The 19,543-nt window shown below is 64.8% G+C and carries 19 protein-coding genes; 7 read left to right on the plus strand and 12 right to left on the minus strand.

What is annotated here, in order from left to right; genetic code table 11:
• The first annotated feature begins 14 nt into the window (after window positions 1-14).
• Together F474_RS03465 and F474_RS03470 are read left to right on the plus strand one after the other, a co-directional pair.
• Window positions 15-968, plus strand: a complete 954-nt coding sequence (locus tag F474_RS03465; RefSeq protein ID WP_097083927.1) for an alpha/beta hydrolase — start codon at window positions 15-17, stop codon at window positions 966-968.
• 56 nt (window positions 969-1,024) lie between these two features.
• A complete protein-coding gene (locus tag F474_RS03470; protein ID WP_097083926.1) occupies window positions 1,025-1,825 on the plus strand; it encodes a hypothetical protein in 801 nt (266 codons plus the stop codon).
• A gap of 9 nt (window positions 1,826-1,834) precedes the next feature.
• Here the strand turns inward: F474_RS03470 and F474_RS03475 are convergent, their stop codons facing one another.
• The 3 genes from F474_RS03475 to imuA are packed head-to-tail and all read right to left on the minus strand — an operon-like array spanning window position 1,835 to window position 6,930.
• Window positions 1,835-4,936 carry an error-prone DNA polymerase gene (locus tag F474_RS03475; RefSeq protein WP_097083925.1) on the minus strand — a complete coding sequence of 1,034 codons (3,102 nt, stop codon included), beginning with the start codon at window positions 4,934-4,936 and terminating at the stop codon, window positions 1,835-1,837.
• Complete coding sequence (locus F474_RS03480; protein WP_097083924.1) at window positions 4,909-6,309, minus strand: DNA polymerase Y family protein; 1,401 nt, start codon at window positions 6,307-6,309, stop codon at window positions 4,909-4,911. The genes F474_RS03475 and F474_RS03480 overlap by 28 nt, the downstream gene beginning before the upstream one ends.
• Before the next feature lie 3 nt (window positions 6,310-6,312).
• On the minus strand, window positions 6,313-6,930 hold the full coding sequence (imuA, locus tag F474_RS03485; protein ID WP_097083923.1) for a translesion DNA synthesis-associated protein ImuA: 618 nt from the start codon (window positions 6,928-6,930) through the stop codon (window positions 6,313-6,315).
• 214 nt (window positions 6,931-7,144) lie between these two features.
• Here imuA and F474_RS03490 point away from each other — a divergent pair, with 214 nt between their 5' ends.
• The gene (locus F474_RS03490; protein ID WP_176510718.1) at window positions 7,145-8,128 is read left to right on the plus strand and encodes a GlxA family transcriptional regulator; all 984 of its coding nucleotides are present in this window, start codon (window positions 7,145-7,147) and stop codon (window positions 8,126-8,128) included.
• Between the two features lie 52 nt (window positions 8,129-8,180).
• On the opposite strand, the gene F474_RS03495 is transcribed toward F474_RS03490, so the two are convergent.
• From F474_RS03495 to F474_RS03510, 4 genes are all read right to left on the minus strand, one after another.
• Window positions 8,181-8,849: an RHS repeat-associated core domain-containing protein gene (locus F474_RS03495; protein ID WP_097083921.1), complete on the minus strand. Its 669-nt coding sequence runs from the start codon at window positions 8,847-8,849 to the stop codon at window positions 8,181-8,183.
• A gap of 92 nt (window positions 8,850-8,941) precedes the next feature.
• The gene (locus F474_RS03500) at window positions 8,942-10,147 is read right to left on the minus strand and encodes a sugar transporter (protein WP_097083920.1); all 1,206 of its coding nucleotides are present in this window, start codon (window positions 10,145-10,147) and stop codon (window positions 8,942-8,944) included.
• Between the two features lie 207 nt (window positions 10,148-10,354).
• Window positions 10,355-10,891: a cytochrome b gene (locus F474_RS03505; protein ID WP_097083919.1), complete on the minus strand. Its 537-nt coding sequence runs from the start codon at window positions 10,889-10,891 to the stop codon at window positions 10,355-10,357.
• Window positions 10,888-11,940, minus strand: a complete 1,053-nt coding sequence (locus F474_RS03510; RefSeq protein ID WP_305881860.1) for a catalase family peroxidase — start codon at window positions 11,938-11,940, stop codon at window positions 10,888-10,890. Before F474_RS03510 ends, F474_RS03505 begins: the two co-directional genes overlap by 4 nt.
• Before the next feature lie 147 nt (window positions 11,941-12,087).
• On the opposite strand from F474_RS03510, the gene F474_RS03515 reads away from it, so the two are divergent.
• Window positions 12,088-12,600 carry a sigma-70 family RNA polymerase sigma factor gene (locus F474_RS03515; protein ID WP_097083918.1) on the plus strand — a complete coding sequence of 171 codons (513 nt, stop codon included), beginning with the start codon at window positions 12,088-12,090 and terminating at the stop codon, window positions 12,598-12,600.
• Window positions 12,597-13,346 carry an anti-sigma factor gene (locus F474_RS03520; RefSeq protein WP_097083917.1) on the plus strand — a complete coding sequence of 250 codons (750 nt, stop codon included), beginning with the start codon at window positions 12,597-12,599 and terminating at the stop codon, window positions 13,344-13,346. Before F474_RS03515 ends, F474_RS03520 begins: the two co-directional genes overlap by 4 nt.
• A gap of 9 nt (window positions 13,347-13,355) precedes the next feature.
• Here the strand turns inward: F474_RS03520 and map are convergent, their stop codons facing one another.
• Together map and F474_RS03530 are read right to left on the minus strand one after the other, a co-directional pair.
• Window positions 13,356-14,120 carry a type I methionyl aminopeptidase gene (gene map / locus F474_RS03525; RefSeq protein ID WP_097083916.1) on the minus strand — a complete coding sequence of 255 codons (765 nt, stop codon included), beginning with the start codon at window positions 14,118-14,120 and terminating at the stop codon, window positions 13,356-13,358.
• A complete protein-coding gene (locus F474_RS03530) occupies window positions 14,117-14,362 on the minus strand; it encodes a ParD-like family protein (RefSeq protein ID WP_097083915.1) in 246 nt (81 codons plus the stop codon). Before F474_RS03530 ends, map begins: the two co-directional genes overlap by 4 nt.
• Before the next feature lie 157 nt (window positions 14,363-14,519).
• On the opposite strand from F474_RS03530, the gene F474_RS03535 reads away from it, so the two are divergent.
• Window positions 14,520-14,846 carry a hypothetical protein gene (locus F474_RS03535; RefSeq protein ID WP_371916111.1) on the plus strand — a complete coding sequence of 109 codons (327 nt, stop codon included), beginning with the start codon at window positions 14,520-14,522 and terminating at the stop codon, window positions 14,844-14,846.
• Window positions 14,847-14,853: 7 nt separating this feature from the next.
• On the opposite strand, the gene F474_RS03540 is transcribed toward F474_RS03535, so the two are convergent.
• Complete coding sequence (locus tag F474_RS03540) at window positions 14,854-15,576, minus strand: SDR family oxidoreductase (protein ID WP_097083913.1); 723 nt, start codon at window positions 15,574-15,576, stop codon at window positions 14,854-14,856.
• A 100-nt stretch (window positions 15,577-15,676) separates the two neighbouring features.
• On the opposite strand from F474_RS03540, the gene F474_RS03545 reads away from it, so the two are divergent.
• The gene (locus F474_RS03545; protein WP_097083912.1) at window positions 15,677-16,603 is read left to right on the plus strand and encodes a LysR family transcriptional regulator; all 927 of its coding nucleotides are present in this window, start codon (window positions 15,677-15,679) and stop codon (window positions 16,601-16,603) included.
• Window positions 16,604-16,620: 17 nt separating this feature from the next.
• On the opposite strand, the gene F474_RS03550 is transcribed toward F474_RS03545, so the two are convergent.
• Together F474_RS03550 and F474_RS03555 are read right to left on the minus strand one after the other, a co-directional pair.
• A complete protein-coding gene (locus tag F474_RS03550) occupies window positions 16,621-17,751 on the minus strand; it encodes an HlyD family secretion protein (protein ID WP_097083911.1) in 1,131 nt (376 codons plus the stop codon).
• The gene (locus tag F474_RS03555; protein ID WP_097083910.1) at window positions 17,748-19,382 is read right to left on the minus strand and encodes an MFS transporter; all 1,635 of its coding nucleotides are present in this window, start codon (window positions 19,380-19,382) and stop codon (window positions 17,748-17,750) included. The genes F474_RS03550 and F474_RS03555 overlap by 4 nt, the downstream gene beginning before the upstream one ends.
• Between the last annotated feature and the right edge of the window lie 161 nt (window positions 19,383-19,543).

The raw sequence follows: 19,543 nt of genomic DNA on the forward strand, positions 1-19,543 counted from the left end.
TCGGATACCCCCAGATGCTACGCCTGCTCGCCTCGCTATTGCTGTGCCTGGCCTGCGCCGCCCACGCCGCGCCCGTTCCTGTGTTGCAGACCCCCATCGACCTCGCTCGCCCCGGCGGCGTGCTGCACGGCAGCCTGCTGTTGCCGCAGCCGGGGCACCCGGTGCCGGTGGTGCTGATCCTGGCAGGCTCCGGCCCCACCGATCGCGACGGCAACAACCCCGAAGGCGGGCGCAACGACAGCCTGAAAAAGCTGGCCTGGGGCCTGGCCAGAGCCGGTATTGCCAGCGTGCGCTACGACAAGCGCGGCGTGGCTGCCGGCCTTTCCCTGGCGCCGGATGAGCGCCAACTCAGCGTCCAGGCCTATGTCGAGGACGCCCTGGCATGGAGCCGCCAGCTGCATGCCGACCCCCGATTTGGCCCGCTGATTCTGCTCGGCCACAGTGAAGGGGCATTGATCGCTACCCTCGCCGCCCCGCAAAGCCCAGCCAAGGGCCTGATCTCTATCGGCGGCAGCGGCCGCCCGGTGGGCCAGTTGCTCGAAGAACAACTCAAGGCACGCCTGCCTGCAGAACTGGCGCAGCAGAGCCAGGTGCTGATCGAACATCTAGCCGCAGGCCAGCTGGACGACCAGGTACCGCCGCAGCTGAACGTGGTGTTTCGCCCCAGTGTGCAGCCCTACCTGATATCGCTGTTCCGCCAAGACCCGGCCAAGGCCATCGCAGCGGTGAAGGTGCCGGTGTTGATCGTCCAGGGCCGCCACGACATCCAGGTCAGCGAAGCCGATGCTCGTGCGCTGAAAGCCGCCCAGCCCAATGCGAAGCTGGCCTTGATCGACGGCATGAACCACGTGCTGCGCATCGTACCGATGGACATGAAGGCACAGCTGGGCTCCTACGCCAACCCGAACCTGCCTTTGGCCTGGAACCTGACCCCTGAGCTGGTGAAATTCATCGACAGCTTGCACTGACTTCAGCTTTTTTGGGCCTGGCCGATACAGGCTCCAGAGATTTCAGGAGCGCCACGATGACCGACACCCCCACCGAAGCCCCTGCTGCGCCCGACGCAGCCGAGGGCCAGGCCCCTTCCGTGGCGCAGAACCTGCCGTGGAGCGATGTGCAGCCTGAGTACTTCCAGTTGCTGCGTTTGCTGCCATTGCCCACCGACCGCAGCGTCGGCCCGCGGCCCTTGCGCTTTGTGCAATGGGGCAACGCGGAGCGGCACAACCGCCATCACAGCCTCTTACGCATGGACATCCAGCTCAACGGCCAGCGCGTGCGCAGCGATCAGAACCGCCTGGATGTGTGGGTCGATCACGAAAAGCACATTGCATGGTGCGAGCCACCGGTGCTGAACATGGAGCCGATCAACCGCGGCCTGGGGCGTTTCATGCTGGCCCAGGCCGCCGGCTGGTTACAAAAGCACTGGCCGAACTATCGCCTTCAGGGCCAAGCGCTACCGGTGCGCGACGGTTTGGTCGAAGACACCCGCAAACGCCGCGATCACGTGCTGCGCAGCCACGGCCTGGAGGTGGCCTACGCCGACCCGCAGTTCATGAAAGCCAGTTACCCCGAGGTGTCGGCCAGTGAGTTGGTGGCGCAGTGGAACCCTGAGAAAGTGCAAATGGTAAGCGTGCTCGATGCTGCCAACATGCTGCAATTGGCCGACCAGCAGATGCAGGAGCAGGAAGCCAAACTGCGCAACAGCCAGGAGCAGATTTCACAGTACCGGCGTGAAGATGGCAGTTTGCGCTTCACCATCGTTTGCCTGATCGCTTTCGCAGTATTCCAGGCCGGGTTGTTGATCTGGATTGCCACGCGGCACTGAAACATCGCCTCAGCGAAAATCCCGGCTCTGGGTGGCAAGGCCACCGAGCAACTTGCTCAGGTCCTGCAAGTTGCGGGCGATCACATGCAGCACCTCGCCGTTGCGCTCCACCCGGCCCTGGACCAGCATCAGCTGAGCCCCCACCAATACGCGCCGCTGGCGCTGTGCCAGGCTCAGCCATACCACCACGTTCACCATGCCGAACTCGTCTTCGAGGGTGACGAAGGTTACACCGCTGGCGGTGCCGGGGCGCTGGCGGCCGGTGACCAGCCCGCACAGGTTCACACTCTGCCCGTGCGCCAGTTGTGCAAGCTCGCGTGATGACCGGCAACGCCACGGCGCCAACGCCGGGCGCAGCAAGGCCAGGGGGTGAGGCCCCAGGGTGGTGCCGATGCTGGCGTAGTCAGCCAGCAGGTTCTCGCCAACCGTCGGCAATGGCAGCGCCACGTCAGTCTCGGCCTGGGCGGGTAGCTCGGCAAACAGCGGCAGTTGCGGCTCGGCCCGCGCCACTTCCCAATGGGCGCGAAAGCGGTGGCCGGCCAGGCCCTTGAGCGCGCCTGCGTCGGCCAGCTGCTCGCGAGCGCGTGCATCGAGCTGGGTGCGTTGCACCAGGTCGGCCACGTTTGCAAATGGCCGCTGCTGGCAAGCCTTGGCCACGGCTTGGCCGGCAGATTCAGCCAGGCCGCGCACCTGTCGCAGCCCGAGACGAATGGCAGGCTGCGCCTTGCCCATGGGCTCGAGCGAGCAATCCCAGCCACTGAAGCGTACATCCACCGGCAGCACCTGGATGCCATGGCGCCGCGCGTCCTGCAACACCTGGTCGGGGCTGTAGAAGCCCATCGGCCAGCTGTTGATCAATGCCACAGCGAACAGCGCCGGGTGATGGCATTTGAGCCAGGAGCTGGCATAGCACAGCAGGGCAAAGCTGGCCGCGTGCGACTCAGGGAAACCATAGCTGCCAAAACCCTTGATCTGCTCGAAGATACGCGCGGCAAAGGCTTCGCTGTAGCCATTGCGTTGCATGCCTTCTCGCAAGCGGATCTCGTGGGGCTCAAGCCCCCCCTTGCGCTTCCAGGCCGCCATACAGCGGCGCAACTGGTCAGCTTCGCCGGGGGTGTAGCCGGCGGCCACAATGGCCAGTTGCATCACTTGCTCCTGAAACAGCGGCACGCCCAGGGTGCGTTTGAACACCGCCTCGAGTGCTTCGCTGGGGTACACCACTTCCTCCTCGTTATGCCGGCGGCGCAGATAGGGGTGCACCATATCGCCCTGGATCGGCCCCGGCCGCACGATGGCCACCTGAATGACCAGGTCATAGAACTCCTTGGGCCGCAGCCGAGGGAGCATGGCCATCTGCGCCCGCGATTCGATCTGGAACACCCCCACAGTGTCGGCGCGGCACAACATGGCGTAGGTGGCCGGGCAATCCTGGGGAATGTCGGCCAGCCCCCAGCGCCGGCCATCGGAATCGGGGGGCAGCAGGTCGAAGCAGCGGCGCAGGCAACTGAGCATGCCGAGCGCGAGCACATCCACCTTGAGCAGGCCGACTTTGTCCAGGTCGTCTTTGTCCCACTGGATCACGGTGCGATCGGCCATTGCGGCGTTCTCCACCGGCACCAAGGTTTGCAGAGGCTGCTCGCTAATCACGAAACCTCCCGGGTGCTGCGACAGATGCCTTGGAAAACCCACCAGTTCACCGGCCAGCACCAGGATACGATGCAATTGCGGGCTGGTTGGGTCGAAACCGGCTTCGCGCAGGCGCTCGTGAGAAGGCAAGCCTTCATCGTGGCGGCTCACGCAACCCGCCAGCGCATTGACTTCGTCAGGCCCCATACCCAAGGCCTTGGCCACATCACGCACCGCGCCGGTGCCACGGTAACGGCTGGCCACGGCAGTGAGGGCGGCGCGGTGGCGGCCGTAACGCTGGAAGATGTACTGAATTACCTCTTCGCGGCGCTCATGCTCGAAATCCACGTCGATATCAGGGGGCTCGTTGCGCTCGCGGCTGATGAAACGCTCGAACAGCAGTGAGGTTTTGCTCGGGTCGATGGCTGTGATGCCCAACGCGTAGCACACGGCCGAATTGGCGGCCGAGCCACGGCCCTGGCAAAGAATATGGCGCTCGCGGGCGAAGCGCACGATGTCATGCACGGTGAGAAAGTAGGACTCGTAGGCCATCTCAGTGATGATGTCCAGCTCTTTGCCGAGCTGAAGCTGGGTGTCCGGCGGGGCGCCCTCGGGCCAGCGCCAGGCTGCCCCTTCGGCGGTGAGCTTGCGCAGCCAGCTCGCAGGGGTGTGCCCGGCCGGCACCAGCTCGTGAGGGTACTGGTACTTGAGCTCGGCCAAACTGAAGCGGCAGCGCGCGGCGATAACCAGGGTCTCGGCCATCAGCTCGGCACCATAAAGGCCAGCCAGCTCATCGCGGCGGCGCAGGTGGCGCTCCCCATTGGCGAACAGGCGTTGGCCGGCCTGGGCGACCGTGGTGTGGTGAGCGATGGCGGTGAGGGTGTCCTGCAGTGCGCGTCGGCCACGGCTGTGCATGTGCGCATCGCCACTGGCCACGCAGCGCAGGCCCAGCGTGGCCGCCGCTTGATGCCAGGCGGCAAGGTGCTGGGCATCGTCTGCGCCACGGTGCAGCTCCACGGCCAGCCACAAGCGCTCCCCGAACAGGCCCTTGAGCCAGTGACCATGGGCCAGGTTCGGCTCCCCGCCCGGCAGCCAGAGGGCGATCAGGCCCTCCACGCTGGTGAAGTCTTCACGCAGCAGCCGGTATTCGCCCTTGGCTGCCCGCCGCCGGGCCAGGGTGATCATCTGGCACAGGGCCTGGTAACCGGCCAGGTTCTCCACCAGCAATACACAGCGTGGCCCCTGATGCACTGCCATTTCACTGCCGATGATCAGCGCGACCTCGGCCTCTTCCGACGCTTCCCAGGCCCGTACGATGCCAGCCAGGGTGCATTCATCGGTGATCGCCAGCGCCTGGTAACCGCAGTGGGCCGCGCGCTGGAACAACTCCTGGGCACTGGAGGCACCCCGCTGAAAGCTGAACGCTGACAGGCAGTGCAGCTCGGCGTAGGCCGGGCTCACCCGAACAGCCCCTGCAGCCACCATGGGCTCGTTGTGCCCACCTCACGGTAGGCCCAACCTTCGCGACCATCGGGCAGCACCACCCGGTAGTAATCCCGGCGCACGTCAGCGCCATCCCACCAACCGCTCTCCAGCCGCTCCGGGCCGCTAGATGGCGATGCCTCGGGCAACTCGCAGGGCGCCGGCAGCAACCAGCCTGGCCGCAGGCCGCCTGGCAGGGCCAACACGCCGGGGCCGGGCTGCCAGGCGCGCTCAGGGCGGTGGTCGGCCACATACCCAAGGCCTTGAACGGCATCGTCGCCCAGCCTTGCGCGCAGCCGTTCGCGCAAGGGCCCCCAAGGCTCCAGCTGCTGGGCGCGGGGGCCGAACAGCTCGCTGTGAGCCGGCACGAAGGCTGGGAGCTCATCGGCATACAAGGCCAGGGCCTTCACCGGCCGAGCCACCTGCACCGGCTCAAGGCGGCCACGGGCCAGCTCTAGAAGGCGCAGCGGGGCGCGCTCAGGAGCCAGCAACCCAACCGGCACCTTGGTGGGGGCCCCCTCGGCGTGTTCGAGGCGCAGCACGAAGCGTTGCACGCCGCCGTCACGAGCGACCAGAAAGGCGCCCAGGTCATCGATCAGCCGGCGCAGCGGAAACACCAGGGATGCTGTGTTTTCAACGTCGAAATTGAACTCGATACGCCCCCGGAACCGCTCCGGTGGCTGATAGAACGCCAGCGGCAAGGGTGCAAGGCCCCGCAAACGGTCGAGTTGCAGCAGCAAGTCGCGAGGAAAGCGCCGCGCCAGGGCATCGCGTGGCAAGGCCAGCACCTGGCCCAGGCGGCGAAGGCCCATGCGCTGGCACAATTGGGCCTGCTCAGGGGCCAGGCCCACGCGATCCACCGCGAGAGGTTCGAGGTGATCGAGCAGCGCTGGTGCGCAGTGCACCGCTGCGCCGTCGCATGCTCCGGCCAGCACGCGGGCTGCCACCGGGTTGGGTGCCAGCGCAATCCGATGGCTGAACCCCAGCTCGTTCAGCCCTTCGCGCAACCGTGCCTCGAACACCGGCCAGGGCCCGAACAGGCCCAGGCTCGAGCCCACTTCCAGCAACAAGGCCCGTGGATAGTGCAAGCTGACTTGCCCGCTGTAACCATAGGCCCAGGCGGCCAGCAACTGCTCCCATTCGGCCAAGCGGGCGCTGGGGTAGTCAGCCGTCTCGAACCCCTGGGCCAGCGCCTGGGCGGTGCTCAGCGGCTGCCCGGCACGCAGGCCCAGGCCACGCGCTGCCCGGTTGGCCGCCTTGAGCACGCGCCGCTGGCTCGGCCCGCCTAGCAGCACCAGGGGTTGATCGGGTTCGGCATGGCCGCGCAGCACGCCATCGAGGGCGAGCTGCGGCAGCAAGATACAGGCCCAGAGCACGCCCTACCCTCGCCAGGCGATGGGTTGAGCCGGCACCTGGCCGCCTCGGCACTTGAGCACCCGCCAGCGCGGCGGCCGCAACTCGATGGCCAGGCGCAAGGCCGCCGGTGAAGGGTTATGTGCCGCCGACAACCCACGCAGGGCGAAGGCCAGGGCCTGGCCTGCCTCGGCAGCCACTTGCAGGCGGCGCAAGGTGCGATCATCGGCCTGGGTTGGCCAGCACAAGACGGCGCCGCAACTGCCCGAGCGCAAGCACTGCTCGGCCGCCCACAGCACTTGCGACGCCGGCGCCCGCACCCAGGCCAGCTGCTCCAGCACCACCCCTGCCGCCTGCCAGGCCTGTGGGTACGGCACCCAGGGCGGGGCTACCAACACTACCTTTTCGCCAGCCTGGGTAAGGCGCGCCAGGCTCGGCCAGAGCAGCTGCAGCTCGCCACAGCCAGGGGCTGGCAGTAGAATTTCCGACAGTGCCCCTGGTGGCCAGCCGCCGCTGGGCAGGCAGCTATCGAGCGCCACATGGCCAGTAGGCTGGCCTCCCTCCCGTGGCCCTGATGCCTGGCCGGCGCGCCATACGCGACGTTGGTCGAGCAGCCCGTCGAGGCTGACCACATTCAAGCTCATGCCAGCCCCCGGGCAGTGAAAGGATCGAAGCCGCCTTTTTAACCGATAGCTGTATGAATGACCAGTACTATTCGGCAAGCGGCATCGCCATTGCGTTTTGCGCCATCGGCCTGGCCGCCTATGGCTGCGCCCCATGCCCCGCCCCTAGAATGCCGCCAACTCCAGCCCTTCTTCGAGGCGCAGATTGGTCGAACGCAGGCAATTCAGCACCGGGATGCAAGGCAAGAACCTGCGCTACCTGGGCGAACAACAAAAACAGCCACCCAGCCAGGCCCGCGCGGGGTTCATTCTGCTTGAGCACTTTTCCTTGCCAGCCTTCACCCAGGCACTGGACACCCTGGTCACTGCCAACCTGCTCAAGGCCAAGGCTTTCAGCACCTGCACCTTCAGCCTCAGCGGCGAGGAAGTGGCCAGCGACCTGGGGCTGGTGATCCGCCCGGATGCAGCCTTGGCGGCGATGGACCTGGAGCAGCTCGACCTGTTGGTGGTGTGCGGGGGCCTGCGTACGCCGCTGCGCCCCAGCCAGGAGCTGGCGCACCTGCTGCAGGCCGCTGCTCGCCACGGGCTTGACCTGGCCGGCCTGTGGAACGGCGCCTGGTTCCTGGGCCAGGCCGGCTTGCTTGGCGGCTACCGCTGCACCGTACACCCCGAGCATCGCGCTGCCCTGGCGGAAATCGCCAAGGCCAGCAACGTAACCAGCGAAAGCTACGTGATCGACCGCGACCGCCTCACCGCCGCCAGCCCCAGCGGCGCGTTCTACCTCACCCTGGAATGGATCGGCCTGCTGCATGGGCGGGCCCTGGTCGAAGGCATCGAGGACATCCTGGCCTTCGAAGCTTCACGCTACCGGCGAGTCAACCCCACGCTCAACGTGAAAATGACCGCGCCGCTGCGCGAAGTGGTCAACCTGATGGACGCCAACCTCGAAGAGCCGCTGGAGCTGGACCAACTGGCCGACTATGTGGGCCGCTCACGCCGCCAGATCGAGCGCCTGTTCAAGGAGCAACTGGGCACTACACCCCAGCGGCACTACCTGGAGTTGCGAATCACCGAGGGTCGGCGACTGCTTCAGCATTCGGAGTTGTCGATTCTCGATGTGGCCATTGCCTGCGGGTTCGTCTCGGCGAGCCATTTCAGCAAGCGCTACACGGCCTATTTTGGCTATCCGCCGTCGAAAGAGGCGCGATTGGGCACTTGATGATCGCCCCAATGCCGCTGGGCAATGCGCAGGGTAGCTTTGGCCTGCCCAGTCATACAACGTCGATGGCGCTGTGCGTCCTTGAGCCACGCCATTCTTCGAAAGGATAGGGAATGGAGTTCCACAATACCGACACGGCATTGCGCCCTGCCAATCGAACCGTCTCCACGGGATGTCTGATTGCATTGGCAATCGTACCTGCGTGTTGATACATCATCAACGCACCCCGTATCGCTACTGATATCTTCATCAGGGCCGGCCCCACAGGGTGCCCGTAGGTATGCATCGCCCCCCCTACCGTCCCCGTCAGGGTGCTGAAATTGCCCAGGCGGTCCGTGAAGTGCCTGGGTTTCTTCAGAAGCTTGATGAACGTTGAAACGACGCGGAGCAGATGGGTTAACGAAAAGGTTCCATCAGGGTCGACACGGTTGATCGGATCCCCCAGGCACCAGGCATACGCATTGAGCCCTCCCCGTGCGAAAGGGCTGAGGGCATCAGACATCGCGAATCGTTGCAACATCCAGGAGCAATAAGCCCGACGCCCATTGCCTGGAAGGTAAAGGCCGGGGCTTTGCTCGCTGATCAATGACCCCCACACGCTGCGATATCGGGCCAGTGCCGGCGAGTAGCCGAAGCTGGCGTACGAAATCCGCTCCACTGTGTGGCGCTCAAGCCTTGCGCAACAGGACATCTGGCTGTCGGTTCCCAGTAGCACACTCATCGTGACCACCTGCGGCATTGCCGCCCGGATAATGAAGGTAGTGCTTAACCTAGGCTAGGCTAACGGCCGGCGGGGCTCTACTGGTAGCTTTGTCAGGTACCACCCTGCCCTGCCGGCCGGTACACCCCCTCCCCGAATCGCACCGCCATCGCAACGCATACCCCCAGCCCGGCGAACGCCAGCAGGCCGCCCACCAGGCCGATACTGGCCACGCCGACTTGCAGGCTGACCACGCTACCCAGCAGCGCCCCGCCGCCTATGCCCACGTTGTAGATCCCCGAATGCAGCGCCATGGCGACGTCCGTGGCATCGGGCGCCAAGGCCAGCACGCGGGCTTGCATCACCAGGCCAAAGCACATGATCGCCATACCCCACAGCACACACAGCGCACCCAGCCATCGTGCGCTGCCGGCCAGCGGCAACAGCAGCGCCAGGCACAGTGCCAGGGTGCCGATGGCGGCGATCAGCAGGCCCTGTGGGTATCGATCGTTGTAGCGGCTGAACACCAGCGACCCGATCAGCCCAGCGCCGCCGAACAACAACAGCAGTACGGTGGTAGTGCTGCCATCGAGGTGCGCGACGTTGGCAACGAACGGTTCTATATAGCTGTAGGCGGTGAACTGTGCAGTCACAACCAGCGCGGTAAGCCCATAGCTGATGGCCAGCGCCGGGCGCTTGAGAATCAACGGCAGGCTGCGCAGCGAACCGGAGTTCTGGCTGGGCAAGCGCGGCAGGCCCCAGCCCAGCCAGGCCATTACCAGCGCGGCAGCCACGGCGATGCTGAGAAATGTCATGCGCCACCCTAGCGCCTGGCCCACGATACGCCCCAGTGGGATGCCCAACACCATGGCCAGGGCCGTGCCGGTCGCCAGCAGGCCCAGTGCCTGCACCGATTTGCCTGGCGGGGCCATGCGCACGGCAAGCGACGCGGTGATCGACCAGAACACAGCATGCGCCAGTGCGATGCCCAGCCGGCTGAACAGCAGCACCGAAAAGCTCCAGGCAAGGGTCGAAAGCACATGGCTTACGATGAACAAAGCAAACACCCCCAGCAGCAAGCCGCGGCGCTCGATGTTGCGCGTCATCAGCATCAACGGCAGCGAGGCCAAGGTAACGATCCAGGCATACACCGTGAGCATCAAGCCCACTTGGGCCGGAGTCATGGCAAAGCTTGCGCCGATGCTGCTGAGCAGCCCGACCGGGACGAATTCGGTGGTGTTGAAGATGAACGCCGCCAGCGCAAGTGCGACGACACATAGCCAGCTGCCCGCAGGCGCTTGGGTGGAGGGTGTTTGCATGCAGGAGGGCTTCCTTCCAGACGGTGGCACGGCGCCCGAAAAGCCCCCAGCCGCCGCGCCCCAGGCCTGAGCCTGCGGTGAACGGCACGCGGGTTTTTATGGATGTTTTAAGTAAGGCTACGGCGTGAAGGAGCAATTTTACGCCCCTGCCACGCCCCTCACAAGCCGTGCACTCCCGCGCCTGGCACGCGGCTGACCGATGGCGGCTTAGCGCCCGCGCACCATTGAGCGCAGCACGCCATCACGGCGGATCAGCCCGTGGTAGAGCGCTGCGGCCAAGTGCACCAGCACCGTCAGAAACAGCAGATACGCCAAGTAGCCATGGGCAGTGCGCAACAGGGCAAAGGTTGGCGCATCGGCACCCAGAAGCGGCGGCAGTTGCACGCCCGGGGCGAGGGTGACTGGGTCGCCAGCGGCGCTGATCATCGCCCAGCCAATCAGCGGCAAGGCCACCATCAAGCCATAGAGCAGCAGGTGGGAGGCCTTGGCGGCCAGCGCCTGGGGCTTGGGCAGGTCAGCCGGCAATGGCGGTTGGCGCGTCCCCAGCCGTACCGCCACGCGCAGCACTGCCAAAGCCAGCAGTGCGATACCCAACGGCTTGTGCAAATGAATCAGCCACTGGTGGCGCTCGGAAACACTGGTCACCATGCCGGCGCCGATGAACAGCATCGCCAGCAACAATACGGCCATTACCCAGTGCAGCCAGCGCGCCAGGGGGGCGAAATGCTCGGGGGCCTGTTTCATGGCTGTTTCTCCTGCAGGGCAGCGGTTTCACCGGCGCGGCGGCGGTACGAAGCGGCATAGGCAGCCGAGCGAGCCGCCAGCAGCGGGTCGGCGGAGGCTTCGATGCCTTCGGGCAAGACAGTGGGGTCGTAGTTCACATCACGGCAGGGGCCGTCGTTCTGGTCCAGCGCACGGTCAAGCACAAGGGTGCCAGCGTCTACCGTGGGCCGATCTGCCGGCCATGGCTTGCTGGCATCGTCGATCACATCACCGGGGCCGGCGAAACTCATCTGCAAGGTCCAGCGCAGCGGGCCCTGGGCCAAGCGCTGTTTCAGGTCCGCGGCCAGGTAATCGGCGCCCTGCCCGGCTGGCTGGCCGGCATCGCTTGCCTGCGGCAGCACCCGCCAACGTACAGCCTGGCGCGTGCCTTGGGCATCGATCAGGTAGAAGGCATTCAAGCCCTCGTAGCGCTCGCTGGCATAGCTGGGGGAAGGCTTGGCGGTCTTGACCCAGGCCCGGAACGGCGCAGTCTCCGGGTGGTTGGCAAAAAAAGCCTGCAGCTTGGCGGGGTCGGGCTTGCCTGTATCGGGCAGCGGCGCACTGGCTTGCAGCATCTGCAAGAACGCCTCGGGCGTACCCACGGCGAACACCGGCATGCTGTTCATGCCGGTGCGCCATTGCTGGCCGTCAGGTTGAGTGAAGCGCAACGCCAGGCTACGGATCGGCACACTGCTGTCGGGGGCGTAAGGGTTGGGGCCGGGCAGCGCAAAACGGCCCACCACCGGCGTGCGCCCCGGTGCGAACAGTGCGGCGCGCGAGGCCTGCTGCAACTGCCCGTTGCTTTCGAACCAGCCGGTCACGCACACGCCTTTGGCATGATTGCGCCGGTAACCTGGGTGTGCTTTGCCACCTTCGAGGGTATCGACGAGGCGCGCAGGCGTCAGGCGGGTAGGATCGAACAGGTCACGGGCCCAGGCAAGGCCTGCGCCCAGCGCGATCACCGGCAAAGCGATCAGGCCCAGCCTGAAGGCTTTGGCCAGCGGGCTCAGGGCTACGGGTTCATCGGTCACGGCGTATTCCTCATCGATTGGCTGCGCATTTCTGGGAGGACGCACGGGCGCCGAGGTTTATTCCGCAGTGCAAATCAAATACCGGCCAAGGGAATAATCCCTCGGCTTGAACGTCTACCGCATCTGGACACCCAACAGGCCCCGGCCATGAACGATTTCGATGAGCAACTGCGTGACCTGTTGCCACGGCTGCGACGCTTTGCGCTGTCGCTGACCCGCGACCCCAGTGCCGCTGACGACCTGGTACAGGCGAGCCTGGAGCGCGCGCTCACTCATCTGGCCGGCAAGCGTGCCGATGGCGACCTGCGCGCCTGGCTGTTTTCCATCCTCTACCGTCGATTCGTCGACAACCACCGTAGCGCCCGGCGTTACGCACGCCTGCTGGAGCTGTTTGGCCGTGGCAGCGATGAAGAACGGGCGCCCTCCACCGAGCGCAGCGTGCTGGCCCAGCACAGCCTGGGTGCTTTCGAACAATTGCCAGCCGAACAGCGAGCTTTGCTGCTGGCGGTTTCGGTCGAGGGGCTGAGTTACAAAGAGGTCGCAGAAATGCTTCAAGTGCCCATGGGCACGGTGATGTCACGTTTATCAAGGGCCCGCCAGGCCCTGCGCCAGTTGAGTGAGGGCGAAATCAACGGGCCACGCCTGCGGAGGTTGAAATGATTACCCTGCCCCCTTCCGAACAAGCCCTGCATGCCTGGGTCGATGGCCGCTTGAGCGACGCCGACCGCCAGGCAATGGATGCCTGGTTGGCGCAGCATCCTGAGGTAGCCCGCCGCGTGCAGGCCTGGAGAGACGACGCCCAACATCTGCGGGCCAGCCTGGGTGGGGCTTTGGCGCTGCCGGCCAACCCGGCGCTGGACCCAGCCACACTGCGCCAGCGCATACGCCAACGCCGCCATCGCCACCTGGCGCGTGCGGCCAGCCTGGTACTGGCCTTGGGGATCGGCGCACTGGCAGGTTGGCATGGCCGGGCAATGCAAACGCCTACGCCCGCCCCCATGGGGGATGCGTTGGAAGCTTACCGGCTGTTTGCCCAGCAAGGCATGATGCCTGCCGACATGACGGCTGAAGACCGGCAAACCCTGCAGCAGTGGCTCGACCAGCGTTTCGCCCGTGCCCAGCGCCTGCCGAACCTGGACACCGCCGGCCTGCGCCCTGTCGCGGCGCGCCTGCTCAACACTGAACAAGGCGCCGCCGCGATGGTGCTGTATGAGGGCGCGGACGGCGAAAAAGTGAGTTTCTACATTCGCCCGCCCGGGCCCAAACACAAGATGCTCGGGCGTGGCAGCCGCCAGGACGGCGAGTTGCAGGCCGACTACTGGTCAGGGGCGGGTTTCAACTATGCCGTGGTCAGCCGGGCCGGCAGCATGGCCCCAGCCACCCTGGCGCGGCTGCAGGCAGACTGACCAGGCGGCTCAGGCATCCGGCCACGGCGTGAGCACTTCGAAGCCGTGGGCGGTGACCGCGACCATGTGTTCCCACTGCGCCGACAGCGAACGGTCCTGGGTGACCACGGTCCAGCCGTCGTCAAGGGTACGGGTGCCATGCTTGCCGGCATTGAGCATGGGCTCGATGGTGAAGATCATGCCTTCCTTCAGGCGCATGCCGAACCCGGCTTTGCCGAAATGCAGCACCTGGGGGTCGCCATGGTAGACCTGGCCAATGCCATGCCCGCAGTACTCACGCACAATGCTGAAACCGTCGCGCTGGGCCACGCTCTGGATGGCATGGCCAATGTCGCCGAGGGTGGCGCCGGGGCGTACCGCTTCGATGCCGGCCCACATCGCTTCGAAGGTGGTATCCACCAATTTACGCGCCTTCGCCGACGGGTTGCCCACCAGGTACATGCGGCTGGTGTCGCCGTACCAACCGTTGTGAATCAGCGCGACGTCGAGGTTGAGGATGTCGCCGTCTTCAAGCAGGCGCGGGCTCGGAATACCATGGCACACCACTTCGTTGACCGAAGCGCAGACGGTTTTCGGAAAGCCGTGGTAACCCACGTTGGCCGGTATGCACTTGAGTTTTTTGACGATGTATTCATTGCAGCGCTGGTCGAGCTCATCAAGGCTCACGCCCGGCTGCACGTGCTCCTGGATCATGGCCAATACCTCGGCCGTGCGCATGCCCGCTTCCTTGGCCGAAGCGATTTCTGCGGCCGAACGCAAGGGAATGTTTTTCATCGGGCCACCGCCTGGCGCGGCGACTGCCACTGGCCGACCAACTCGCTCAGCGCCAGCTCGCCTTTGGCTTCCAGGCTGATCAACAGGCGGCAGATGTCCTGGTGATTAAGGTCGGGGTATAGCTCCGAGAGCATCCCCACCCGTAGCCAGTGCTCGGTTTGGGCATTGATGGAGCGCGACAGCGCCGTGCTGGCGATGCGCAGGTTTTCGTGCAACGAATCAGAGATCTTGACGATGCCCATGGGCAGCCTCACCTTTTATACGAAACATATATGAAACGCATAATAGTAAGCCTGCCTTCGGCTGTCCAGTGCGATCGCTGTGTCGAAAATCCTACAGATCCGCTAAAGTGCGCCGCCCCCGGAATGGACCCGGGGCTTCACATGGAGTAGCAGTATCGTGACCCGTACCCTCAAAGCCGCCGCCGCAGCAGCACTGTTGGCCCTCGCAGGCTGCACCAGCACCCCGATGCAATCCCCTCACTACGACAGCAGCCAGTACACCGTGGTTGGCCACAGCGAAGCCAAGGCCACCGGCCTGCTGTTGTTCGGGGTGATCCCGATTCAACAGAACACCCGTTTCGTGCGTGCGCAGAGCGCGGCCATCCAGGCACGCGGCGGCGATGCCTTGATCAACACCCAGGTTCAGGAAAAATGGTTCTGGGCCTGGGTGCTGACCGGCTACACCACCACCGTTTCCGGTGACGTGATCAAACTCAAGCGCTAAGCGCGCTTTATTGCACAGTCTGGGTGGGCCGGATGACGATCTCGTTCAGGTCCACCCCCTCAGGCTGTTCGATAGCAAAACGCACTGCTCGGCCGATCGCGTCGGGTTGCAAGGCTACGGCACGGTAGCTTTGCATCGCTTCACGTGCGCTCGCATCGGTAATGCTGTCGGCCAGCTCGCTTTGCACCACACCCGGGTGCACGCAAGTTACACGTATGTCACGGTGTTCCTGGCGCAGGCCATCGGAGATCGCCCGCACTGCGTACTTGGTAGCGCAGTACACTGCAGCCGTGGGCACCACGCTGAGCGCACCTACCGAAGCGATGTTGATCACCTGGCCACTGCCCTGTTCGATGAAGCCTGGCAACGTGGCGGCGATGCCGTTGAGCACACCCTTGATGTTCACATCGATCATGCGCTCCCACTCGTCCGTCTTGAGCGAAGCCAGGGGCGAGAGCGGCATCACACCTGCATTGTTGACGATCACGTCCACACGCCCTGATTCCTGCCGAGCCTGCGCGGCGAACGCTTTTACAGCTTCGGCGTCGGTCACGTCCAGCTCCCGCCAGTGCACTTGCGCGCCCTCTCCCCTGAGCCGTTCAGCCAGGGCGCTGAGCCGGTCAGCACGGCGTGCACCTAGCCAGAGCGTAGCGCCGGCTGCGGCCAGCTCGCACGCAATACCCTCGCCGATACCGCTGGATGCGCCTGTAATCAAAACAACCTTTTTCATGGACTTGCTCCGGTTGGACAGGATTGGCGCCAGCCTAAGCCCGGAACATTGTCCAGATAAGCCCCTCAATACTTAACACCGCCGTTAGCCAGAGTTACCAATGCCTGCTGATTTCAATCTGTTGAGCGTATTCGAACGCGTGGCCCAACTTGGTAGCTTTCGAGCGGCTGCCGATCAACTGGGCGTCACCCGCTCGGCTGTAAGCCAGAGCGTGCGGCGGCTTGAAGACTCTCTGGGTGTGGCGCTACTGCTGCGCTCCACGCGCAACGTGCGGCCCAGCGAAGCGGGCGAGCGCCTGCTGCGTCAAATCCGCGAACCCCTGGCGGCCCTGGCCGGCGCCTTGGACGATGCTGCCGACCATGGCCCCCCGCAAGGCCTGCTGCGCCTGGCGGTCACTTCGATTGCCGAAGACTTCCTGGAGGGCCAACTTGTTGCCAGCTTCGCCGAGGCGTATCCGCGCATCACCTTGGACGTGACCGTGACCGATGAGGTATTCGACATCGTCGAGCGCGGCTTCGATGCCGGGGTGCGCCTGGGAGAGGTCATCGAACAGGACATGGTTGCGGTGCCGTTGACCGGGCCGCAGCGCGAGGCGGCGGTGGCGACGCCTGCCTATCTGGCCCGCCATGGGCGGCCCGGGCACCCACGCGAGCTGGTGAACCACCGCTGCATCGGTTGGCGCCCAAGCCCAGACACCGCCCCATGGCGATGGGAATTCAGCGAGCAAGGCCAGGCGTTCGCTGTCGCGGTAGAGCCGCAGATCACTACCAACGACATGTGGCTGATGCTGCGTACGGCGCTGGCTGGCGGCGGGATCACCTTTGGCATCGAGGCCACCTTCGCGCCCTGGCTGCGCAGCGGGGAGCTGGAGGCGGTATTGCAGGAGTATCTACCGCCGTTTCCCGGGTTTTACCTGTACTACCCCAGCCGCCACAATATGCCGGCCAAGCTGCGTGCGCTGATCGAACACGTGCGCAGGTTTCGAGAAACCCGAGATCTCGCCGGGCCAAGCCGTTCAAGGCTGTAACCTGCCGGCGCGCCACCTCAGTGATCGGCGGTATTCACACTCACCACCACCGACATCCCCGGGCGCAGGCGCTCAACCAGGCGCTGGTCAGGGTCGATGCTGATCCGCACCGGGATGCGCTGAGCGATCTTGACGAAATTGCCGGTGGCATTGTCAGACTGCAGCAATGCGAATTCAGAACCGGTGGCAGGTGAAACCTGCTCGACCTTGCCAGTCAGTGCCGCGTGGTCAAGGGCATCGACCGTGAAGCGCACCGGTTGGCCAATTCGCAGGTCGGCCATTTGGGTTTCCTTCATGTTGGCGATCACCCACAGAGTATTGGGTACCAGCGCCATCAACTGTGCGCCGGAATTGACCCATGCACCCAGCTTCACGCCGATCTGCCCCAGTTGCCCATCACGCGGCGCGGTGATGCGAGTGTTGGCCAGATCGATACGTGCCAGTTGCACTGCCGCCTCTGCATTGGCCACGGCCGCCTTCAATGACTGGCGGTTGACTACAACGCTGCGCAAATCCTGGCGTGCGATTTCCAACGCGGCCTTTGCCTGCTCTACCGCGGCCCGGGCTTGGGCATTGGCGGCCCGGGTCACGTCCAGGTCGCGCTGGGCGATAGAACCATCGGTGATCAGCGCCTGATTGCGGCGCAGGTCCGCAGCCGCCTTCTGCGCTTGCGCCTGGCTGTCGCCGATGCCGGCCTGGCGTTGGGCGATAGTGGCCTGGGCGCTGCGCTCCTGCTGCTGATTGTTCGCCAGCGCTGCCTGTTGGGTCGCCAGTTGAGCAAGGGCCTGCTCCAGCCGTTGCTGATAGATGCGGTCGTCCAGGCGCACCAGCAGCTCCCCCTGCCTGACGAACTGGAAATCATGCACCGCCACCTCGAACACGTAGCCCGATAGCTGCGGGCTTATCACCGTGACCTGGCCTTTGACCTGAGCGTTCTCGGTGCTTTCGATGGCACTGGTGAACGGCGGCAGTTGCCAGGCATAGAGCACGATCAACACGCCAGCCAACGCCACAGCACCGAACAGCACCGCCGACCACAGCCGCGCACGGCGAGACCGGGGCTGGGCAGCGGGTTGCTGCGGCGGGGTTTGCCCATCGGGAGTGGCCGCCACTGCTGTGGTGGTGGTGTTCTGCGGTTGGTCTGTCATGAGGGCGTGGAACCTGCGGCAGGCGTGCGGGTGGTGCTGCGCAGCCAGAGCACGCGTAGCGAGATCCAGATCAGGGTCAGCACGGCGATGATGGCAATCAGCATGAAGGTGTCGTTGTAGGCCAGGATGTTGGCTTCGCGGGTGGTAGCACTGGCCAGCGCGCGCAGGCCCTGAGCGTTGCGTTCGGCGCTGCCCGGCAGGGCACTGGCGTAGCTCGCCGCCCCGCTCTGCACCCGAGCGGCGACCAGCGGGTCATACAATGGCAGCCGATCGGTGAGCAGGCTGGAGTGATACTTTTCGCGCACGATCTGCCAGGTGCCCAGCAACGCCGCCCCCACCAGCCCGCCCAGGTTCTGGGCGATGCCGAACAACACCGAAAAACTGACCAGGTTACGCGGGTTGCTGATCACATTGCGCACCCCCAGCACCATGGTAGGCCCCAGGAAAAACGTAGAGCCGAACGCCAACAGGAATTGCGACAGGTACATCTGCGCCGGGCGCGTAAGGTTGCTGGAGAATGTGTCCATGGCCGCACCACAGGCCATCATCGCCAGGGAAATCAGCAGCGGCTTGAACAGGTGCTCAGGGTGAATCGTCAATGCGCTCAAAGCCAGCCCTGCCAGGCTGCCCACGAGCATCACCGCATACAGGCTGAACAGCTGTTCGCTGCCCAGGTTCAGGTATTGCAGAAAGCCCACGGCCCCGGTGGACTGCTCAGAGGTCACGATACGGATCAACACCACACACAGTCCCAGGCGCAGGATAGGCCCACTGCCCAGCCAGCGCGTCATCAACAGCGGGTTCATGCGGTTGTGCTCGATGCACAAGCCAGCCAGTATCAAGATGCAGCTGCCGGCCAGGGCGTAGCCGATCCACGGCGCCTCAAGCCACCAGTCGATGCGCCCCAGCGACAGCACCGCCACCAGCAGGCCGACCCCTGGGGCTAACAAGGCGAAGGTGAGGAAGTCCAGCGGCTCGAATGTATGGAAGCGGTCCCCCGGCGGGAGCTTGAGCCACAGTACCGCACCAAGCGCCACCAGGCACAGGCCAAGTTCGAACAGGTACAGCCCCCGCCACTCACCCATCTGCAACAGGTCTTCGGAAAACAGCCGAGCCAGCGGCAGCGCCAACTGCGCCGTGCCCAGCCCCAGCACCAGCGCCTTGAGCCGCCATTTGGTAGGGAACGCCTGGATCATGTAGTACAGGCCTAGCGAGCTGAGCGCCGCCCCCACCATGCCGTGGGCGGCACGCACCGCGATGGCCGAGCCCAGGTCGTTAACGAACAAATGAGCGAAAGTGACCAGGGCATACAACCCCAGGAACACTTCAGTGAATGCACGCAGGCCAAACTGCTGGCGAAACTTCACCAGCAGCAGGTTCATGGTCACGTTGGTCATCACATAGGCCGCCGGCAGCCAGGCCATCTCAGCGGTGGTGGCGCCCAATGCACCCTGCAGGTAAACAAGGTTTGCCGTGACCAGCGCATTGCCCAGCCCGCCCGTGATGCCCACCAGCAAACCGACGAGGCCAAAGGCCAGGCGCCTGCGTGGACGATGCAGCGGCGTTGAGGGCGAGCCGGGCAGTGTCGGCCGCTCGTGGGGTTCCCATTCGCGGGTGTGGTAACGGTCCATGGGGCGGCTTGGCGGCTGAAAATGATGTCAATTTAGTCGCAATCGCGAACCAAAAGTTTTCTTCATTATCGGAGAACTGTAAAGGGAGAGTAAATTCATACCAAAATCAGCCCGTTACTCTATAACGTTCAGAACATTCATGAGCAATCATTGCAGGAACC

The sequence above is a fragment of the Pseudomonas sp. URIL14HWK12:I12 genome (assembly GCF_003097135.1).
Taxonomy (GTDB): domain Bacteria; phylum Pseudomonadota; class Gammaproteobacteria; order Pseudomonadales; family Pseudomonadaceae; genus Aquipseudomonas.